The sequence below is a fragment of the Phenylobacterium sp. genome, from assembly GCF_022402485.1.
Lineage (GTDB): Bacteria > Pseudomonadota > Alphaproteobacteria > Caulobacterales > Caulobacteraceae > Phenylobacterium.
The window spans coordinates 169,382-186,357 of record NZ_JAKRSA010000024.1 but is presented as its reverse complement, the minus strand read 5'-3'; the positions used below and the strand labels follow the sequence as shown (position 1 = coordinate 186,357).

15 protein-coding genes are annotated in these 16,976 nt (G+C 64.1%); 11 read left to right on the top strand and 4 right to left on the bottom strand.

Translation table 11 applies throughout. The features are described from left to right. The first annotated feature begins 833 nt into the window (after positions 1-833). The 8 genes from rpmF (at position 834) to lpdA (ending at position 8,396) form a co-directional block, all read left to right on the top strand. Complete coding sequence (gene rpmF, locus MH112_RS09950; RefSeq protein WP_293409299.1) at positions 834-1,016, top strand: 50S ribosomal protein L32; 183 nt, start codon at positions 834-836, stop codon at positions 1,014-1,016. Between the two features lie 154 nt (positions 1,017-1,170). Then, on the top strand, positions 1,171-2,451 hold the full coding sequence (gene eno / locus MH112_RS09945; RefSeq protein WP_296567167.1) for a phosphopyruvate hydratase: 1,281 nt from the start codon (positions 1,171-1,173) through the stop codon (positions 2,449-2,451). A 122-nt stretch (positions 2,452-2,573) separates the two neighbouring features. Next, positions 2,574-2,888, top strand: coding sequence for a septum formation initiator family protein (locus MH112_RS09940; protein WP_296567163.1), 315 nt, complete (start codon positions 2,574-2,576; stop codon positions 2,886-2,888). Positions 2,889-2,946: 58 nt separating this feature from the next. Next, positions 2,947-3,975, top strand: a complete 1,029-nt coding sequence (pdhA, locus tag MH112_RS09935) for a pyruvate dehydrogenase (acetyl-transferring) E1 component subunit alpha (protein ID WP_296567161.1) — start codon at positions 2,947-2,949, stop codon at positions 3,973-3,975. Then, positions 3,972-5,309, top strand: a complete 1,338-nt coding sequence (locus tag MH112_RS09930) for a pyruvate dehydrogenase complex E1 component subunit beta (protein ID WP_296567158.1) — start codon at positions 3,972-3,974, stop codon at positions 5,307-5,309. The genes pdhA and MH112_RS09930 overlap by 4 nt, the downstream gene beginning before the upstream one ends. 80 nt (positions 5,310-5,389) lie before the next feature. Then, positions 5,390-5,716: a GFA family protein gene (locus MH112_RS09925; protein WP_296567154.1), complete on the top strand. Its 327-nt coding sequence runs from the start codon at positions 5,390-5,392 to the stop codon at positions 5,714-5,716. Beyond that, positions 5,713-6,981 (top strand): pyruvate dehydrogenase complex dihydrolipoamide acetyltransferase, encoded by a 1,269-nt coding sequence (locus MH112_RS09920; RefSeq protein WP_296567152.1) that lies wholly within the window; start codon positions 5,713-5,715, stop codon positions 6,979-6,981. Before MH112_RS09925 ends, MH112_RS09920 begins: the two co-directional genes overlap by 4 nt. A gap of 14 nt (positions 6,982-6,995) precedes the next feature. Continuing rightward, positions 6,996-8,396, top strand: coding sequence for a dihydrolipoyl dehydrogenase (gene lpdA / locus MH112_RS09915; RefSeq protein ID WP_296567151.1), 1,401 nt, complete (start codon positions 6,996-6,998; stop codon positions 8,394-8,396). Positions 8,397-8,422: 26 nt separating this feature from the next. Here lpdA and MH112_RS09910 read toward each other — a convergent pair whose 3' ends face one another. Together MH112_RS09910 and MH112_RS09905 are read right to left on the bottom strand one after the other, a co-directional pair. After that, the gene (locus MH112_RS09910) at positions 8,423-9,979 is read right to left on the bottom strand and encodes an AMP-binding protein (protein ID WP_296567149.1); all 1,557 of its coding nucleotides are present in this window, start codon (positions 9,977-9,979) and stop codon (positions 8,423-8,425) included. A 117-nt stretch (positions 9,980-10,096) separates the two neighbouring features. Next, a complete protein-coding gene (locus MH112_RS09905) occupies positions 10,097-11,155 on the bottom strand; it encodes a hypothetical protein (RefSeq protein ID WP_296567146.1) in 1,059 nt (352 codons plus the stop codon). 88 nt (positions 11,156-11,243) lie between these two features. Here MH112_RS09905 and lipA point away from each other — a divergent pair, with 88 nt between their 5' ends. Next, positions 11,244-12,239: a lipoyl synthase gene (gene lipA, locus MH112_RS09900; RefSeq protein WP_296567144.1), complete on the top strand. Its 996-nt coding sequence runs from the start codon at positions 11,244-11,246 to the stop codon at positions 12,237-12,239. Between the two features lie 8 nt (positions 12,240-12,247). After that, on the top strand, positions 12,248-12,709 hold the full coding sequence (locus tag MH112_RS09895; protein ID WP_296567143.1) for an SRPBCC family protein: 462 nt from the start codon (positions 12,248-12,250) through the stop codon (positions 12,707-12,709). Positions 12,710-12,712: 3 nt separating this feature from the next. On the opposite strand, the gene MH112_RS09890 is transcribed toward MH112_RS09895, so the two are convergent. Then, positions 12,713-13,204 carry a CinA family protein gene (locus MH112_RS09890; RefSeq protein WP_296567142.1) on the bottom strand — a complete coding sequence of 164 codons (492 nt, stop codon included), beginning with the start codon at positions 13,202-13,204 and terminating at the stop codon, positions 12,713-12,715. Positions 13,205-13,478: 274 nt separating this feature from the next. Between MH112_RS09890 and MH112_RS09885 the strand changes: the two genes are divergently transcribed. Continuing rightward, positions 13,479-15,734: a fused MFS/spermidine synthase gene (locus tag MH112_RS09885; RefSeq protein WP_296567140.1), complete on the top strand. Its 2,256-nt coding sequence runs from the start codon at positions 13,479-13,481 to the stop codon at positions 15,732-15,734. A 3-nt stretch (positions 15,735-15,737) separates the two neighbouring features. On the opposite strand, the gene MH112_RS09880 is transcribed toward MH112_RS09885, so the two are convergent. Further along, positions 15,738-16,886 carry a bifunctional 2-C-methyl-D-erythritol 4-phosphate cytidylyltransferase/2-C-methyl-D-erythritol 2,4-cyclodiphosphate synthase gene (locus tag MH112_RS09880; protein ID WP_296567139.1) on the bottom strand — a complete coding sequence of 383 codons (1,149 nt, stop codon included), beginning with the start codon at positions 16,884-16,886 and terminating at the stop codon, positions 15,738-15,740. Positions 16,887-16,976: the final 90 nt, after the last annotated feature.

Sequence of the window (16,976 nt, the reverse complement as noted above, 5' to 3'; positions counted from 1 at the left end):
TGAAGAGCCGACCCTTCGAACCCCACCCCCTCTTCGCCAGCTTCATCGGCGCGGCGAAGGAACGGAGCCGGTTGGTTTAGCTTTCCCACGCCGTGGGAAGGTTTGAATAAAGCGCCTTAATCATCTGCGATTGTCCACTGGGCGTCCAGAACGCTAATCTGCTATTCGGTACTATTCGAATCACAATTCTGGGCGCTTTTAAGATGATATCGCATCATTTTGCCATGAGAATGGGTGCCGCTTGTGCGATAGCAATTCTTTCGTCATGCGCTCCTGGTGATGAACCGAATGGTCCGGTGAAAGAGCCTGTGGACTTATTTTGGTACGCGCGGGCTAATAGCGACGATTACATTCGCATTCCTGGCTTTCGTACGATCGAGGATTGCCAGCAAGCTGGGTTTGCTATGTCCAGACTTGTTGCCGATGAACGGCAAGCGTCCTGCGAAATTGCAGCGGCGCTTTCTGGCGTCGAGGTGGCTGCAGAGGGAGTTGTCGGCTGCGAGGACATCACGGAGCTAAGGAAACCTTGGTTTGAATGCGGAACGCGATGCAGACCCTGGGAAGTAAACCCTGCCATTGCCCGATGCCGCGATACAGTGGAGTCTCAGTGAGCGAGGAGGTATCCTGAGACTGCTGGCTTTGCGTGCGGTGAGAGAGCTCCTGCGTCTCGCGTATTTTGAGATGCGTGCCGTGCAGACGATTGAGCTTGCTTGCCACTCACACAAAGCCTCTTCCAGCGCTTGAAACCCCTCGCGGATTGCGTCATACACGCGCGCTCATGTCGGCGGCCCCCGTGGCCGCCGTCTCAATTATTATACGCCTGCGAGATTCCCATGGCCGTTCCTAAGCGAAAAGTATCGCCCTCGCGGCGCAACATGCGGCGCTCCCACGATGCGCTGGGCAAGAACTCCTTCGTCGAAGACAAGGAAACCGGCGAGCTGAAGCGCCCCCACCACATCGACCTGAAGACCGGCATGTACAAGGGCCGTCAGGTCCTGACGCCGAAGGAAGACTAAGGCTCCGTCAGAGCCCGTCTTTCGTCGCAAGACATCAAGGCCTCGCCCGAACAGGGCGGGGCCTTTTGCGTGGCCGATTGCCGCGCGGGGCGAAGGTGGCTAAGCCTCCCGGGCCTTTCTGCAACCCTGCGCTGACCCGCTAACGAGGACCGCCATGACCGAGATCGTCGACATCACCGCCCGCGAGATCCTCGACAGCCGTGGCAACCCCACCATCGAGGTCGATGTGGTGCTGGAAGATGGCGCGCTCGGCCGCGCCGCGGTGCCCTCGGGCGCCTCCACCGGCGCACACGAGGCCATGGAAAAGCGGGACGGGGACAAGGGGCGCTACCTGGGCAAGGGCGTGCTTGGCGCCATCGATGCGGTGAACGGCGAGATCTATGACGCCCTGGCCGGCTTCGAGGCCGAGGACCAGCGTCGACTGGACGCCACCCTGATCGAGCTGGACGGCACGGCCAACAAGTCGCGCCTGGGCGCCAACGCCATCCTCGGTGTCAGCCTGGCGACGGCCAAGGCTGCGGCCATCAGCGCCAACCTGCCGCTCTACAAGTATGTGGGCGGGGTCTCGGCCCGGGTGCTGCCGGTGCCGATGATGAACATCATCAATGGGGGCGCCCATGCCGACAATCCCATCGATATCCAGGAATTCATGATCCTGCCCACCGGCGCTGACACCTTCGCCGAGGGCCTGCGCATGGGCGCAGAAATCTTCCACAGCCTAAAAAAGGCCCTGAAGGACGCCGGCCACAACACCAATGTGGGCGATGAGGGCGGCTTTGCGCCGAACATCGGCAGCGCCGACGAGGCCCTGGCCTTCATCGTCAAGGCCGGTGAGGCGGCGGGTTATCGCTGCGGCGACCACTTCCACCTGGCGCTCGACGTGGCGTCCACCGAGTTCTTCAAGAACGGCAAGTATGTTCTGGACGGGGAGGGCAAGACCTTCGATCCGGCCGGCATGGTCGATTATCTGGCCGCCCTGGTGGCCAAGTTCCCCATCGTGTCCATCGAGGATGGCTGCGCCGAGGATGACTTTGCCGGCTGGAAGCTGCTGACCGACAGGCTGGGTTCCATGGTTCAGCTGGTGGGCGATGATCTGTTCGTCACCAATCCGGCCCGCCTGTCGGACGGGATCAGCCAGGGCCTGGCCAATTCCATCCTGGTGAAGGTCAATCAGATCGGCACCCTGTCGGAGACCCTGGACGCCGTCGATATGGCTCACCGGGCCGGCTACACCGCCGTGATGAGCCACCGCTCAGGCGAGACCGAAGACTCCACCATTGCCGACCTGGCTGTCGCTACGAACTGCGGGCAGATCAAGACCGGGTCCCTGGCCCGCTCCGACCGGACGGCGAAATACAACCAGCTGCTGCGCATCGAGCAGGAGCTGGGCGACCAGGCGCTTTACTTGGGGCGCAAGGCGATCAAGCAGATCTAGGGATCGCCAGGGGCGGCCTTGGTGGGGCGGCCTTGGTTCGGACCCTCCGGGCAAACCGCTGAGCTGCAACGCAAAATTAAGCACAGCCAGAGACTCTGCAGCTTCATCAACGCAGAATCACCGTGCTCAACGCAGTCCGCCCCTACCTGTCCACCGCCGCCCTGGCGCTATTGCTGGCCTATTTCGCCTATCACGCCTTCACCGGCGAACAGGGGCTGCTCACCTCGGCACAGCGCAATCAGGCCCTGGCGGTGAAGGTGGCAGAGCTCAAACAGCTGACCGCCGAGCGTCAGGATCTGGAAACCCGCGCCAAGCTGCTGCGCGACACATCCCTGTCAGCTGACCTCCTGGAAGAACGGGCCCGCTCACTCCTGGGCTACAGCCACCCTAAAGACTATGTGATCCGGATCGAGCACGAAGACGCCGCTGGCGGCTGACGGAACGCTTGGCTCTGGGTTAGGTTGTCCACACACAAACACGATCCTGGAGACTCACATGGCGCGCGCCAAACAGGCCGCCAAAACCGGCGCTCCGCCGGCCGAGGCGGCAGAAAGCCTTGGCAAGGATCGTCTCCTGGGATTCTACCGGGACATGCTGCTGATCCGGCGCTTCGAGGAGCGAGCCGGGCAACTCTACGGCATGGGTCTGATCGGGGGCTTCTGCCACCTCTACATCGGCCAGGAAGCCATCGCCGTTGGCGTGCAGTCGATCCAGGAGGAGGGTGACCAGGTCATCACCGCCTATCGGGATCACGGCCATATGCTGGCCTGCGGCATGGACCCCAACGAGGTCATGGCGGAACTCACAGGTCGCTCCGGCGGCTCGTCCAAGGGCAAGGGCGGGTCGATGCACATGTTCTCCCGCGAGGCCAACTTCTATGGCGGCCATGGGATCGTCGGCGCGCCGGCCCCCCTGGGCACCGGGCTGGCCTTGGCCAACCGCTATCGCAACAACGGCAAGGTGGCCTTCACCTATTTCGGCGACGGCGCGGCCAACCAGGGCCAGGTCTATGAGAGCTTCAACATGGCCGCCCTGTGGAAGCTGCCTGTCGTCTATCTGATCGAGAACAATCAGTACGCCATGGGCACGTCCCTGGAGCGTTCGTCCTCCGAGACCCACATGTACAAGCGTGGCACCTCCTTCCGGATCCCCGGCGAGGAAGTGGACGGCATGGACGTTCTGGCGGTCCGTGATGCCGCCAAGCGCGCGGCCGCCCATGCCCGCAACGGCGAAGGCCCCTTCATTCTCGAGATGAAGACCTATCGTTATCGCGGCCACTCCATGAGTGATCCGGCCAAGTACCGCACCCGGGAGGAGGTCGAGGAGGTCCGTAAGACCCGCGATCCTATCGAGCACCTGCGTGAACAGCTGGAACGGGACGGGGTCGCTGATGAAGCCACCCTGAAAGCCATCGACGCCGAGGTGAAGCGGATCGTCGCCGATGCAGCGGAGTTCGCGCGCACGTCCCCGGAGCCGGAACTCTCCGAGCTCTATACCGAGGTCTATGTGGAGGCCGCCCAGTGACCGACATCCTGATGCCGGCCCTGTCCCCCACCATGGAGGAAGGCACCCTGGCCAAGTGGCACGTCAAGGTGGGCGACACCGTCGCGGCCGGTGACGTGATCGCCGAGATCGAGACCGACAAGGCGACCATGGAGGTCGAGGCCGTGGACGAAGGCGTCGTGGAGGCGCTGCTGGTCGAGGCGGGCGCCGAAGGGGTGAAGGTCAATGTTCCCATTGCGCGTCTGTCTGGCGGCAGCTCCAGCGCCAGACCGGCTCCGCCAAGCGCGGCCGCGCCTGAGGCAGCTGCGCCCGTCACCGCCCCAATGGCCGCCGTCGTGGCGGCCGATCCCGAACTCCCGGAGGGGGTTACGATGGTCAAGACCACGGTCCGCGATGCCCTGCGCGACGCCATGGCCGAGGAGATGCGTCGGGATGACTCCGTCTTCCTGATGGGGGAAGAGGTCGCTCAGTATCAGGGGGCCTACAAGGTCAGCCGGGGACTGCTGGAGGAGTTTGGCGAGCGCCGGGTGATCGACACCCCGATCACCGAGCACGGCTTTGCAGGCCTAGGTGTGGGGGCGGCCATGGCCGGCCTGAAGCCGATCGTGGAGTTCATGACCTGGAACTTCGCCATGCAGGCCATCGACCACATCATTAACTCGGCGGCCAAAACCCATTACATGTCCGGCGGCCAGATCACGACCCCTGTGGTGTTCCGCGGCCCCAATGGGGCGGCGTCCCGGGTGGCAGCCCAACACAGCCAGGACTATGCCGCATGGTACGCCCATGTGCCGGGCCTGAAGGTCGTCGCACCCTATGACGCAGCCGACGCCAAGGGGCTGCTGAAGGCCGCGATACGCGATCCTAATCCGGTCGTCTTCCTGGAACATGAGATGCTCTATGGCCAGGAATTCGACGTGCCGGAGGGGGATGACCATGTGGTCCCCATTGGCCGGGCCAAGGTCCGGCGCACCGGCACTGATGTGACCCTTGTGGGCTATTCCCGAATGGTGGGCCTGGCCCTCAAGGCCGCGGAGCTCCTCGCCGCCGAGGGGATCGAGGCCGAGGTCATCGACCTGCGCACCCTGCGCCCCATGGACCACGCCACCGTCGTCGAGAGCGTTCGCAAGACCCATCGCCTGGTCACGATCGAAGAGGGCTGGGGCCCCATGGGGGTGGGTGCCGAGGTTATCGCCCGGGTGATCGAACACGGCTTTGACTATCTCGACGCCCCGCCGGCCCGGGTCTGCCAGGAGGACGTGCCGCTACCCTATGCGGCCAATCTCGAGGCGGCGTCTCTGCCGTCGGTGGACAAGATCGTGACGGCGGCCAAGGCGGTCGCCTATCGGGCATGACCCCGCCCGGTGACCTGATCTGGCGCGCGGGCGGCTGTCACTGCCGGGCTATCCGGTTTGAGGCGGCACTGGCGCCAAACATGACTGTGCAGGCCTGCAACTGCTCGATCTGCGCCATGGTGGGTTTCATCCATGCCATCGTGCCCGAACGGCACTTCCGCCTGCTGCAGGGGGAGGGGCAGATCACCACCTATGCCTTCAACACCGGGGTGGCGCGCCACACCTTCTGCAAGGTCTGTGGGGTAAAGAGCTTCTATCGCCCCAGGTCCAATCCCGACGGCTGGTCGGTGAACGTCCGCTGCCTTGATCCGGTGGACGGTATGGACTTCGAGATCGAACCCTTTGACGGCCAGAACTGGGAAGCCCACGCCGCGGGCCTCGCTCATCTCTCCAAGGAATCCCCATGACCGACATCCTGATGCCGGCGCTGTCGCCCACCATGGAGGAGGGCACCCTCGCCAAGTGGCTGGTCAAGGCCGGCGACACCGTCTCAGCCGGTGATGTCATCGCTGAGATCGAGACCGACAAGGCGACCATGGAGGTCGAGGCCGTCGACGATGGCGTCGTCGAGGCGATCCTGGTGGCGGCTGGAAGCGAAGGGGTGAAGGTCAATACCCCCATTGCGCGACTGGCCGGCGGGGTCGAAGCCAAGGCCTCGCCCGCCCCAGCGGTGCCCGCGCCGGCTCAAGCCCCAACAGAGGCCAAAGCTGTGGCCCAGACGACGGCTACGACGCTCAAGCCAGCACCGTCCCGGGAGACCGGTGAGCGGGTGTTCGCCTCGCCCCTGGCCCGACGGATCGCAGCCCAGAAGGGCCTGGACCTCTCGGCCATCCAGGGGTCAGGTCCCCATGGCCGGATCATCGAGCGCGACGTGAAGGACGCCAAGCCAGGCACCAAGTCCACCATCGGGACCATGCCTGTCGCAGAGGCCCGAGGCGAGAGCCGCCCGGTTCAGTTCCTCCAGCAGATGGGGATAGCGGAAGGCAGCTACGATCTCATCCCGCTGGATGGCATGCGCAAGACCGTCGCCCGGCGAATGACCGACTCTTTCCGGGACGTGCCCCACTTCCCCCTGACCATAGAGCTGGAGATCGACCGCCTGCTTGAGGCCCGCGGGCGTATCAACCAGATGCTGGAGAAGGACGGGGTGAAAGTCAGCGTCAATGACATCATCCTCAAGGCCTGCGCCGTGGCCCTGAAGCGGGTGCCCGAGGCCAACGCCTCCTATTCCCCAGAAGGGATTGCCCTGCATCACCATGCCGATATCGCCATGGCGGTGGCCGTCGACGGGGGACTGATCACTCCAATCATCCGCAAGTGCGAGACCAAGGGGCTGGCAGAGATCGCCCAGGAGACCAAGGACCTGGCTGAGCGGGCCCGCACCCGCAAGCTCAAGCCGGAGGAGTTCCAGGGGGGCACCTTCAGCGTCTCGAACCTCGGCATGTTCGGCATCAAGACCTTCGCCTCGATCATCAATGAGCCCCAGGGCGCCATCCTGTCGGTGGGGGCGGGGGCCAAACAGCCTGTGGTGCGTGGCGATCAGCTGGCCATCGCCACGGTGATGTCTGTGACCATGACCTGCGACCATCGGGTCGTGGACGGGGCCACGGGCGCCCGGTGGCTTGCCGCATTCAAGGCTCTGATCGAAGAGCCCCTGGCGATGATCGTCTGAAGGGACTGAGATCCATGGACTTCGACCTGATCATCATCGGCGCCGGACCTGGCGGGTATGTGGCGGCGATCCGCGCCAGCCAGCTCGGCTTGAAGACCGCCATCGTCGAGCGGGAGGCCTTAGGTGGGGTCTGTCTGAACTGGGGCTGCATCCCCACCAAGGCCCTGCTCAAGTCCGGCGAGGTCTATGAGCAACTCCACCATCTCGCCGACTATGGCCTTGCGGCTGACAAGCCGCGCTTTGATTTCGCCAAGGTGGTGGAGCGTTCTCGCAAGGTGGCGGGACAGCTGAACTCCGGTGTCGGCTTTCTGATGCGCAAGCATAAGATCGAGGTCATTGAGGGAACCGCACGGCTAGAGAAGGGGACCCCGGCACCCAAGGTCATCATCGCCCAAAAGCGGGGCGGCGAGCGGATCCTCCAGGCCAAGCATGTGATCGTCGCCACCGGTGCCCGGGCTCGAACCCTGCCGCAGATTGGTCTGGTGCCTGACGGCGACCGGGTCTGGTCCTATCGGGAGGCTATGGTTCCCAAGGCCGCGCCCAAGTCCCTGATCGTTATCGGCTCCGGCGCTATCGGCATCGAGTTCGCCAGCTTCTACCGCGCCCTCGGGGCCGAGGTTATGGTGGTCGAAGCCCTGCCGCGGATCCTGCCCGTGGAGGACGAGGAAGTCTCCACTGCTGCCCGCAAGGCCTTTGAACGCCGGGGACTGAAGTTCCGCATTGGCGCCACCGTGAAAGCCCTGACCACCTCCAAGACCGGGGTTGCAGTTCAGATCGAAACCGGCGGCTCGACGGAAACCCTCCAGGCCGAGCGGGCCATCGTCGCCGTCGGCATCGTTGGCAATGTCGAGGACCTAGGGCTTGAAGCCCTGGGCGTAAAAATCGAGAAGACCCACGTGGTCACCGGCCCTCACGGGGCGACCGGCGTGCCGGGTCTCTATGCGATCGGTGACGTGGCTGGGCCGCCCTGGCTGGCCCACAAGGCGAGCCATGAAGGCGTGCACTGTGTCGAGCACATCGCAGGCCAGCCCGCCAAGACTCTGAACGCACCAATCCCCGGCTGCACCTACGCCAATCCGCAGATCGCCTCGGTCGGCTTAACCGAGGCCGCCGCCAAGGCCGCAGGCCGCAAGGTCAAGATCGGCCGGTTCGCGTTCCGCGCCAACGGCAAGGCCATCGCGGCGGGGGAGACCGAGGGCTTTGTAAAGACCCTGTTCGACGCCGAGACGGGCGCGCTCGTGGGCGCGCATATGATCGGGGCCGAGGTCACCGAAATGATCCAAGGCTTTGCCCTGGCCATGACTCTCGAGGCCACAGAAGCCGAACTCCACGCCACCGTCTTCGCCCATCCGACGCTAAGCGAAGCCATGCACGAGTCAGCCTTGGACGCTTACGGCCTCGTACTGCACGCCTGACGCCTCAGGGCTTCAGGGCAAATCGGTCAGGCGACCCCGCGCAGTTCAGCCTCGGCCATGCGCTGGATCGCCACATAGTCAGTCTTGCCCGTCCCCAGGACCGGAATCTCCGGCACGGTCATGATCCGTCGAGGCACAGTCAGCTCAGCAGCACCTATCGCTTTGGCGTGGACCAGCAGGGCGTCCACTTCGGCCTCACGGCGGTCGGTCAGCAGGATCAGACGCTCACCTTTGCGCGGATCAGGCACAGCGATCACCGCATGACGGCTGTCAGGCCAGACGGCGACGGCGAGGTCCTCGGCCGCCGTCAGGGAGACCATCTCCCCGCCGACCTTGGCGAAACGTTTCACGCGGCCCTGAATCTTGACCCAGTCGTCATTGCTCATGCTGACCACGTCGCCGGTATCGTGCCAGCCGTCCACGGGGGCCTCTACCGAGCCATCGGCGGCCAGATAGCCGGACATGATGTTTGGACCGCGCACAAAAAGCTGACCGCCGCCGGGGATGCCTTCCACGGGCTCCAGTCGGGTTTCAATTCCTGGAAGTAGCCCGCCCACGGTCCCGCGGCGGTTATCGAGGGGCTTGTTGACCGCGATCACCGGGGCGGCCTCGGTGGCACCATAACCTTCCAGAAGCGGGATGGGCCCGAAGCGTTCGGCGACCAGATTATGGGTCTCGTCGCGGACCTTTTCAGCGCCGCAGACCACAAACTTCAGGTCAGACAGTTCCCCAGGCTCAGCGGCTCGCGCGTACTGATTCACAAAGGTGTCGGTGGCCAACAAGATTGAGGCCTGGGAGTCCTTGATCAGGGGCGGGATCTGCTTGGTGTGAAGGGGGGAGGGGTACTGGAAGGCCTTCATGCCGGTCAGGATCGGCAACAGCACCCCGCCGGTGAGGCCAAAGCAATGGAAGATCGGCAAGGGGTTGAACATCACCCAGTCGGGATCAAGGTCGATATGGGCGGCGATCTGCTGAACATTGGCCACCAGATTGGCTTGGCTCAGCACAACCCCACGCGGGGTGCCAAAGCTACCAGACGTGAACAGGATTACCCCGGGATCGGAGGGCTTGCTGGCCGCCCGGAACTGACGGGTCATGACCCCGCCGGCGGCTGCGAACAGCTTGTCAGCCAAGCCGACCTTTTCGCGGACCTCTTCCAGATAGACCACATTGGCGATCGGCTCGAGGGCGTCGATCAGATCATGCAGCTTACCCTGCTCGACAAACCGGTGAGAGGTGAGGACGGTCTTCACGCCAGCCAGCTCGCAGGCCCCCTTCAGGTTACGGATACCGGCCGTGAAGTTCAGCATCGTCGGGGTGCGGCCGATGGCATGCAGGGCAAAGAAGGTCACCACCCCACCGGCGCTGGAGGGCAGCATCACCCCGACGCGCTCTCCCTTTGCAGTGAAGCCCGCGATCTTGCGACCCAGCGCGAAGGCCGCGCGGATCAGGTCGGTATAGGTCAGGGGATTGCGTTCCTGGTCTTCCAGGATGGGCTTCTTGGCCCCGAACTTCGCCCGTGCTGCGATCAGGGCGTCAAAGACGGATATCTGGCTGTCGCGGGGATCGTATATGGCGGTCAAGACCGAATGCCTCCCAGGTCCCTGACGCCATTCTTGCGGGCGCCTTGTTGTGGCCGCGACCCTAATGGTGACGCTCGCCAATGAAAAGATGTGTGACAGTTCGTGATGGGTGAGGACCTATCCAACGGGGGGCGCGTCTGAGGGGGGTTCGTCAACGAAGCTCGGGACGGTCTCCGGGCTTCGTCCCCCCAGGAAAGCCAGGATCTCCAGCAGCCAGGGTTCACGCACGGAGGTCTTCGCCAGATGCGGCGATGGCCCCAGATCAGGCTGGACCACGAGGCTACAGCCCGTCGGCAGCTGACAACGCCCTGCTGGTCCAGCCCCCGTTGGCGTGTCCGTCAAGATAAGGATCTGGTTCACCGCAGGGGGCTCGGGCAAGCCAGTCCATCGTGTTTCAGCGCCAATGGCCCGCCAGCCCAGGCTCACCCCACCTTGCCGCAGATCAGGGTTCGCCAAGCGCCAGCTGTGGGTCAGCCGGCCACGCCACGGATCAGAACCAACAGGTGTTGCGCGCTCCGATTCAGCCCGCGACCAGGGTCGCCATTCTGGGGCCGGCAGGCGGCCCAGGCCCACGCGCAGGGCGAGCCGTTCCCAGGTCCGCAGCGACCTGGCTTCCCCCGCCTGAGGCGCACTGAAGATCACGGCGGCAGCCGGAGTGCCGAGCTGCAGGGCTTGGAGGGCAATGTTGGCGCTGTCACCTGAGGACATGATGGTCAACGGTCGCTCCGGACCCGGCGCGATCACATGCGCAACAAGGGCTGCTACGGCCTGTGGCCCTGCCGCCGCGTTGGCCGCATGCACCATGTCGAAAGGGGCAAGCGTGCGACCCGACCCGCCGAAGGCACCCCACTCAAAGAGCCAGACAACAAATCCCGCCTGGTTCAGCGCCCGGGCCGTCTCGAACCAGACTTCTGCGGGTTCATCGGGATCTGGCAGGATCAGAACCTGTCCCCGTCGTCCGGCCCCTTCGGGGGCTGAAACCCCGTAGCGGAGTTCCGGTCCCCCTGACGGCTTTATGGCACCCCAAGCAAAACCCGGGGGTGCCAGGAACCCGGGCGCTATCCCTGGCGGCGGACGGCTGTCGAGCAGGGCTGGGCGTGTGCCGGCCGAATCACATGCCGCCAAGCCCAGGAGAACCAGGAGGAGGCCAATAATGGGGGCTGGCCAGGGGCGCATAGGTTAGTTTCAGCCCAGATGAGGGGTTGGGCGCAAGGTCGCACAATCGCGGCTTGATCCGGAGCCTCGGAGGGACGATCTAAGTCCTATGACCGTCGTCATCGACAATTTGGCCAAGCCTCGGCCCAGGCACCCTGAAAAGCAGGCCAAGCCTGACACACCTTTGCTTCGGAAGCCGGAGTGGCTGCGGGTCCGCGCGCCCGGCTCCGAGGGCTATGCCGCCACGCGCAGCATCGTGAAGGCCCATGGGCTGGTCACCGTCTGTGAGGAGGCCGCTTGTCCCAATATTGGCGAGTGCTGGTCTCAGAGCCATGCCACCATGATGATCATGGGGGAGATCTGCACCCGGGCCTGCGCCTTCTGCAATGTGACCACGGGTAAGCCCAACGCCCTTGACCCTACCGAGCCTGCCCGGGTGGCAGACGCCGTGGCCAAGATGGGCCTGAAACACGTCGTCATAACCTCTGTAGACCGCGACGATCTGGCGGACGGGGGGGCGGCTCATTTTGCTGCCGTGGTCCAGGCCATCCGCGCCGCCGCGCCCGGCGTCACCATCGAGATTCTGACTCCGGACTTCCTGCGCAAGCCTGTCGAGGCCATTGAGGCCGTGATCGATGCTCGCCCCGATGTCTTCAACCACAACCTTGAGACCGTGCCGCGGCTCTACCTGTCGATCCGTCCGGGTGCTCGATATTATAGCTCCCTGCGCCTCCTGGAGCGGGTCAAGACCCGCGATCCTGTTCAGTTCACCAAGTCGGGCCTGATGGTCGGTCTGGGGGAGAGCAAGGAGGAGGTGATGCAGGTGATGGACGACATGCGTTCCGCCGGCGTCGATTTTCTGACCATTGGCCAATATCTGCAGCCGACCCGCAAGCACGCGGCCATCGACCGTTACGTGACGCCTGAAGAGTTTGGTGCCTATGAGGAAATCGCTCGGGCCAAGGGCTTCCTGATGGTTTCGGCCAGTCCGCTGACCCGCTCGTCGCACCATGCCGGCGAGGATTTCGCCAAGCTGCAGGCTGCCAGGCTGGCCCAGGAAGCTCGCGCCGCCAGCCAGGCTGTGGCTCCGGCGGTTAAGGCCTAGGCCCACCCTTGTACCATCGCATCCAGAAGGTCCTGCCTTATGGGCCAGACCAGCTGTTCGCCCTGGTCGGCGACGTGGACCGTTATCCGGAGTTTGTGCCCTGGATCACCGGCATGCGCAGCTGGAACCTGAAGCCGGTGAGCGACGGGGTCGATACGCTCGATGCGGAGGCGTCAGTGGGGTTTTCCCTGCTGAAAGAGCGTTTCTCCACCCGGGTCCGGCGGGATGCCACAACGCGAACCATCCAGGTCAGCCTGATCTCAGGCCCGCTTAAACGGCTGGATAACCGCTGGCGGTTCCACGAGGATCCGGCCGGTACGCGGATCGAGTTCGAGATCGACTTTGAGTTCAAGTCCCGACTTCTGGCAGCCTTGCTGAGTGCGAATTTTCACGCCGCCGTCGACCGCTTGATGAGTTGCTTCGAAGCCCGGGCCGGTGCCCTTTATGGCCCCCATAGCCACCGAGCCTGAATCTCAGTTCAGGCGTTCCCGCAGCATCTCCAGGGCGGCTTGGGTGGCCGCCTGCTGGATTTCAAAGCGGCCTTCGAACTCAAACAGTTCGGCCCGATGCGTAAGGCCATGATTGGTGCGGGCCGTAGCAATATGGACCGTGCCCACAGGCTTCATCCGCGTTCCGCCGTCGGGTCCGGCAATTCCCGTTATGGCCACGGCCAGATGGGCGTTGGAGTTTTCCAGAGCCCCCTCAGCCATCATCCGCGCCACAGGCTCCGAAACTGCGCCCAGGTCGGCGATGAGGTCCCCCGGCACGCCGAGCATCTCCTGCTTGGCCCGGTTGGAATAGGTGATGAAACCCCGATCGAGAACATCGGAGGCACCGGGAATCGCGCAGATCGCAGCACTCAAGAGCCCGCCCGTGCAGCTTTCAGCCGTGACGATCCGGAGTGACTTCTGTCGCGCCTCATCAATAAGAAGCCGCGCCAAGGTCTCAATTTCCAGGGAAAACATGGGCGTCTCCACGTCGAACGCACAAAACAGGGGCCGTCCAGATCTGCGTCAACGGCGGAATCGCCGTCCTGCCGATCTCAGTGTGACCTGTATAGATCAGACCGAGGTCGAAGAGCGAAGCCGTTGATGCCTGCCCGTCGCCTTCAATCCCCGAGGACCTGAGATCGCGCCAAGGTACCCGCTTTAGGGGAATCTATGGGCTGGATGGACCCTAGGCGCCGGGCTGGCCAGACCCCACCATCGGCCAACTGAGCACAAAGCCCGAATCGGCGTCATGACCCTGCAGGACACTCTCCCCAAGGCCCAGCCCGCAGTTGCGCCGGCCTTGTTTGGCTTAACGGTGTTCGCCAGCGCCACTCTGGTCTTCATGGTGCAACCCATGGCGGCCAAGTTACTGCTTCCCCTGATGGGGGGGGCACCGGCCGTCTGGAACACCAGCATGGCCTTCTTTCAAGGGGCGCTGCTGGTGGGCTACGCCTATGCCCACCTGCTGCAGCGGGCTGGGAGCGTGCGCCGCCAGGCCATGATTCACGGGGGTGCCCTGCTGCTGGCGGCCCTCGTCCTGCCGCTACGGGTCCATGAATTGCTGGGTCCGCCGACCTCAGACCATCCCGCGCTCTGGCTGTTGGGGGCCTTGGCCCTCATGGTCGGCGCGCCCTTCGCCATCCTGTCGGCGACAGCACCGCTGGCACAGGCCTGGCACGCTCGAATCTATCGGGAAGGTGAGGGACGCGGCCCCTATGTGCTCTACGCGGCAAGCAATCTTGGCAGCCTGATTGCGCTATTGGCCTATCCTGTGGTGGTGGAACCGACCCTCGCGGTCCAGGCACAGACCTTTGTCTGGAGCCTCGCCTATGGGGGCTTCGTTGTGCTGATGGCCAGCCTTGGTCTGATGGTCGCCCGGGCACCAAAGATCGAGATCGTTCCACCCCCAGCCCAAGCGTTACTGGATATCGCCCTAAGCGGAAGGCCCTGGCCTCGGCGACTGATCTGGATCGGCCTCGCGGCGATCCCTTCCAGCCTGATGTTGGGGGTTACAACCCACATCACCACAGATGTGGCCTCGGCCCCCTTCATCTGGGTCGTGCCGCTGGCCCTCTATCTGCTGACCTTCATCATCGCATTCCAGGACCGTCCGCTGATCTCCTCGGACACAGCCCTGATGTTCCAGGCCGCAGCGGTCGTGGCCTGCGCCGTGATCATGCCCTTCCACACCACCAACCTGGTGATCCAGCTTGCCGTGCACCTTGCGGCGTTCTTCCTGACCGCCCTGGTCTGCCACCAGGCGCTTGTGGAACGCCGTCCGCCAGCCTCCCAGCTGACGGAGTTCTATCTCTGCCTGTCCATCGGCGGGGTGGTCGGCGGTGGGTTCAACGCCTTTGTCGCGCCCGTCATCTTCACCAACGTCTGGGAGTACCCCCTGGTCCTGGCGCTTTCTTGCCTGGCCAGACCTTGGGTCTGGGACCGGGGGAGCCCTTGGCGTTGGGGGCTGTTTGCCATCTGCGTCATCGCGGTCATCGCCGCGCCGGTTATCGCTGAGCAGTACGCTCAAAGTGACGCGACAGTTCGCCTCCTGCTTGGGGTCGTGACCGTATCGGCGTTCCTGCTGCGGCAGAGCACCCTGTTGTTTATGGCCAGCATCTGCATGCTGCTGATCTCGGCACAGTTGGCAGGCGACCGGGTGGATGTGCGCGAAACCTGGCGCAGCTTTTTCGGCGTCGCTCGCCAATCGGTGATGCCTGTGGAGGCCCTGGGCGGGACGGTTCACATGCTTGCCCACGGTACCACGCTGCATGGCGCACAGGCCAGGGCCCCCGAGCACCGTTGTCGTCCCCTGGTCTACTACGCCCCGGAGACGCCGATTGGGCAGGTCTTCACCGCTAAGCGGGCCGAAAAGGCGAGCTTGACGATTGCTGCTGTGGGCCTGGGCACTGGTGCCGTGGCCGCCTATGTCCGCGCTGAGGACCAGCTGACCTTCTTTGAAATCGACCCCTTGATGGTCAAGATCGCCAATGATCCGGCCTATTTCACCTACACGTCGGAATGCGCCAAGGGGCCGATCGACTATGTCATTGGCGACGCCCGCCTGACCCTGAAAGATGAGGCAGAGGGGCAGTATGACATTCTGTTGTTGGACGCCTTCTCCTCTGACGCCGTGCCTGCCCATCTGCTGACTGTGGAGGCGGTAAAGATGTATCTGGCCAGACTGAAGCCTGACGGCATCCTGGTGATGCACCTGTCTAACCGAAACCTTGACCTCATCTCGCCAGCCATGGCGGTCGCCAGTGCGGCGGGAGGCTCAGCCCTGCTGCAGCGGCATCAGGCGGCCTATGACAGCCCTGTGCTGTGGGAGTCGGCGGAGGATGTGATCGTCGTCACGCGGACGCCGGAAGGGCTGCTGCCCTATGAGAATGATGTCCGCTGGTCGCCGACCGACCCGACCCTCACTGCGCCTTGGACGGACGCCTATACTAACCTGCCAGGGGCCATGTATCGCCGGATGAAAGAGGTCTGGACCTGGCTGCCTTAGCGCCTATCGCGGCATCTCGATGGTGGCGATGGCCTGGGCAGCGAGGCCTTCCTGACGGCCTGTAAAACCCATTCCCTCTGTGGTGGTGGCCTTCACGCTGATCTGGTCATCAGCAACCCCAAGGATCTCTGCAAGTCTGCGCTGCATAGCCTCCCGGTGGGGCCTGATCTTCGGACGCTCACAGATCAGGGTAACATCGACATTGACGATGTCGCCGCCCCTAGCCCGAACCAGGTTCGCGGCATGGGCCAGGAACTGGTCGGAGGCCGCGCCGCGCCACTGCGGATCGGTCGGCGGAAAGTGCTCGCCGATGTCACCGGCACCCAGCGCGCCCAGCAGGGCATCTGTGAGCGCATGCAGGCCGGCGTCGGCATCAGAGTGCCCTACCAGACTCTGGTCATGGTCAATCCGCACGCCACATAGCCAAACGGCGTCGCCAGGACCCCATTGATGGGCGTCAAAGCCCATTCCCGTCCTGGACACCCTCGCGCCAGCGGCCAGTCGCTCGGCCATCACGAAGTCCTCCGGATAGGTGAGCTTGAAGAGCATGGGGTCGCCCGGGGTGAGTACGACTCTCCCCCCAAAACCAGTGACCACCTGGGCGTCATCGGTAGGCTCCTGGGCAAAGTCCCAGGCCGCATAGGCCTGCTGCAGTATCCCCAATCTAAACCCCTGAGGGGTCTGAGCCCGCCAGAGATCGTTCCGGTTTGGGGTCGCCAGATGACCGGGCTCTTCTCGCTTCAAGGTATCGGCGAGGGGAAGCGCGAGGACGGAACCATCTGCGGCTTCCAGGGCCTGCAGCAGACGTTGGACATGTTCTCTCGTTAGAAACGGGCGCGCGGCGTCATGGATAAGGACGGCGTGATCTCCGGGCTGACCCTTGAGGGCAGCTATCCCGGCCTGGACAGAGGCGGCCCGGGTCTCCGCACCTTGGACAAGTTCAACGCCTTGGAGGTCACCAAGAGCAGCCTTGGCGTCTGGCCGCATATCGGCGGCGACCACCACGACCACCCGGCAGGCCCCGGCCGCCAAGAGGGCCTCTACCGACCAGCGCGCCACCGGTCGTCCACCCAGGTCACGCCAGGTTTTGGGCCGCCCTGCACCGGCCCGAACACCGCTTCCTGCGGCGACCACTATGGCCGAAAAGCTCATGGGCTGTGTTTAGGCGTTCACGCGATGTTGTCCAGGCTTTACGGCGCCGCACAAAGTGCCTAAAAAGCCAGCGGTAGGGGTGATTACAAA